The sequence below is a fragment of the Henriciella sp. genome, assembly GCF_049649345.1.
GTDB lineage: Bacteria > Pseudomonadota > Alphaproteobacteria > Caulobacterales > Hyphomonadaceae > Henriciella.
This window is the reverse complement of record NZ_JBARZC010000346.1, coordinates 1-2,912: the sequence shown is the minus strand read 5'-3', so window position 1 is coordinate 2,912 and position 2,912 is coordinate 1. Positions and strand designations below refer to the sequence as shown.

Below are 2,912 nucleotides of genomic sequence, written 5' to 3'. Positions count from 1 at the left end.
ATACGTCGAAGCGCTTGGCGGCGGGCATGCCATCGGGGTTTACGATACCTGCCGGCACAGCCACGGCTGCGTCGAGCATGGCGGTGCGAAATTGCGATTGCGTGACCCTGCTCATGCAGCCACCTGCGCCAGGGCCCGATCCGCCTTCTTGATCTCATCATTCAGAACCGGCCACTCCGGCACATCGGTATCCCATTCGACCAGAACCGGCTTTGCGCCCGATTTCGCCAGCGTGTAGTCCAGCAGCCCCCACACGGGATCCACAACCTGGCACCCGTGGCTGTCGATCAGCAACGTGGCACCGGTCTCATCGGCGTCTTCGTCATGGCCGCCGAGGTGGATTTCGCCGACTGCCTGCAGCGGGAACGCGTCGATGTAATCCTGCGGCGATGTGCCGAGGTTGGTAGCGCTGACGAAGACATTGTTGACGTCCAGAAGCAGGCCGCAGCCCGTGCGGTCAACAAGTGCACATAGGAAGTCGGTCTCGGACATCGTGCTTTCGGCAAAGGCGAGATAGCTGGACGGGTTTTCCAGCAGCATCCGGCGCCCGAGCGTGTCCTGAACCTGAGATATATGTGCAGCGACGCGGGCGAGGGTCCGGTCGGTATAGGGGAGGGGCAGCAGGTCGTTGAAGAAATGGCTGTCGTGCGTGGACCATGCGAGGTGCTCGGAAAAGCTCGCCGGGTTCAGCCAGTCGATGAGATGTTTCAGTCGCGCGAGGTGATCGCGTTCGAGATCGCCTTCACCCCCAATGGAAAGACCCACGCCGTGGACCGAGATGGGGAAAGCCTCGGCCAGATGACGCAGTTGGGCGATGGGACGGCCGCCTGCCCCCATGTAGTTCTCTGCATGCACTTCCAGCCAGCCGAGAGGACCGGTCTGTTCCATGATTGCGCCGTAGTGCTGAGGCTTGTAGCCGACACCGGCGCGCGCGGGCAGGGAAGTTGGGGATGTTGCATCCAGCATGGGTCTGTCCTTTGGGGATGGTCGGGGCGGCGCTGAACCGCCCCGAAAAGCGCAGATCGTTTATGCAGGCAGATCGCGGTCCAGCTCTTCAAGCGAACCCATACGCTCACTTCCATCGGCCATTGCAGGCAGTTCGATGTCGCCGCAGGTGCCGGCCGGGACCAGTGTCCATGCGTTGCCCTGATAATCGACAGTCGAGGTTCCGGCGCAGGTGGTGCCGGGACCGGCAGCGCAGTCGTTCTCGCCGGCGAGCGAAACGCCAAAGCATTTTTCGTTTTCCTGAGCGGTGGCAGAGCCTGCGGCACCGGCAACGGCGGTTGCGACGGCAGAGGCGAGGATGATAGTCTTGGTGACGTGGGACATGGTGGGTTTCCTTTGGTTTGACTGGAAAATTGCAGCTCACCGTGATTGGCGATGTCCAAACCTTAACGGGGAGATTTGCGGATCGACCACTCACAGGCCTGTGCATCGCGCCCCCGTGAGATCACGCGCTACCATGCTGCACTGCGACATGCCGCCGCAGCGCTGAAAGCCTGCAAAAACAACATTCCCGCCGATCGCACGTCCGGCGGGAATGTTACAGTTTTCACGGTTCGAGTGTTACAGCAGGTCCGGGGCGGTCGCCGCACCGCCAAGTTCTGCAACAATTTCCGCCAGCGATGTTACAGACGTCTTGTTCTCGCCCAGTCTGCGGACAGTCACGGTCTTTTCCTCGACCTCGCGCGCGCCGAGCGCCAGAATCACGGGAACCTTGCCGACTGAATGTTCGCGAACCTTGAAGTTGATCTTTTCATTGCGCAGATCGGCCTCGGCCCGGACGCCTGCTTTCTTGAGCGCATCCACCACCTCGAGCGCATAGTCGTCGGCATCGGAAACGATCGTGCTGACCACGACCTGACGGGGTGCCAGCCAGAACGGCAGTTTGCCGGCGTGCTCTTCGATCAGGATGCCGATGAAGCGCTCAAAGGATCCCAGCGTCGCGCGGTGCAGCATGACGGGGCGGTGTTTGGCACCGTCCTCGCCGATATAGGTCGCGTCGAGACGTTCCGGCAGCACGAAGTCCACCTGATGGGTGCCGCATTGCCAGTCACGGCCAATGGCGTCCGTGAGCACGAATTCCAGCTTGGGGCCGTAGAATGCACCTTCACCGGGGTTCAGTTCCGGCTCGATGCCGGCTTTGCGGGTTGCGGCCAGCAACGCCTCTTCGGCCTTGTCCCAGACATCGTCAGAACCAGCGCGGGTTTCGGGACGGTCCGAGAATTTGACCTTGAAGCTTTCGAAGCCGAGATCCTTGTAGATATCACTGAGGAAGCGGATGAACGCGGCCGTTTCGCTTTCGATCTGGGCTTCGCGGCAGAAGATGTGCCCGTCGTCCTGCGTAAACCCGCGCACGCGCATGATCCCGTGCAAGGCGCCGGAAGGTTCATAGCGATTGCATGATCCGAATTCGGCCATGCGCAAAGGCAGGTCGCGATAGGACTTGAGGCCTTGTTTGAAGATCTGCTCGTGACAGGGGCAGGTCATCGGCTTCAGTGCGTTGACCGCCTTTTCGCGGGCGTGCTCCTCGTCTACTTCGACGATGAACATATGGTCCTGGTATTTTTCCCAGTGGCCAGACTCTTCCCAGAGTTTGCGGTCTACCACCTGCGGGGTGTTCACCTCGACATAGCCGCCTTTGCGTTGCTGGCGGCGCATGTAGTCCTGAAGTTCGGTGTAGACTGTCCAGCCATTCGGGTGCCAGAAGACCTGCCCCGGGGCCTCTTCCTGCATGTGAAAGAGGTCCATCTCGCGGCCGAGCTTGCGGTGGTCGCGCTTGGCGGCCTCTTCCAGCATGTGCAGATGCGCCTTCAGCCCCTCCTTGTTGGTGAAGGCCGTTCCGTAGATGCGTTGCAGCATCGCGCGGTGGCTGTCGCCGCGCCAATAGGCACCGGCGATAGACATCAGCT

The 2,912-nt window shown here is 61.1% G+C and carries 3 protein-coding genes; all 3 read right to left on the bottom strand.

The window, feature by feature from the left end; genetic code table 11:
• Nucleotides 1-111: 111 nt before the first annotated feature.
• Nucleotides 112-966 (bottom strand): DUF692 domain-containing protein, encoded by an 855-nt coding sequence (locus WA989_RS09475; RefSeq protein ID WP_424340255.1) that lies wholly within the window; start codon nt 964-966, stop codon nt 112-114.
• A 60-nt stretch (nt 967-1,026) separates the two neighbouring features.
• Complete coding sequence (locus WA989_RS09470) at nt 1,027-1,329, bottom strand: DUF2282 domain-containing protein (RefSeq protein WP_424340254.1); 303 nt, start codon at nt 1,327-1,329, stop codon at nt 1,027-1,029.
• A 237-nt stretch (nt 1,330-1,566) separates the two neighbouring features.
• Nucleotides 1,567-2,912, bottom strand: a 1,346-nt coding sequence (gene thrS, locus WA989_RS09465) for a threonine--tRNA ligase (RefSeq protein ID WP_424340253.1), incomplete at its 5' end; no start/stop codon positions are given.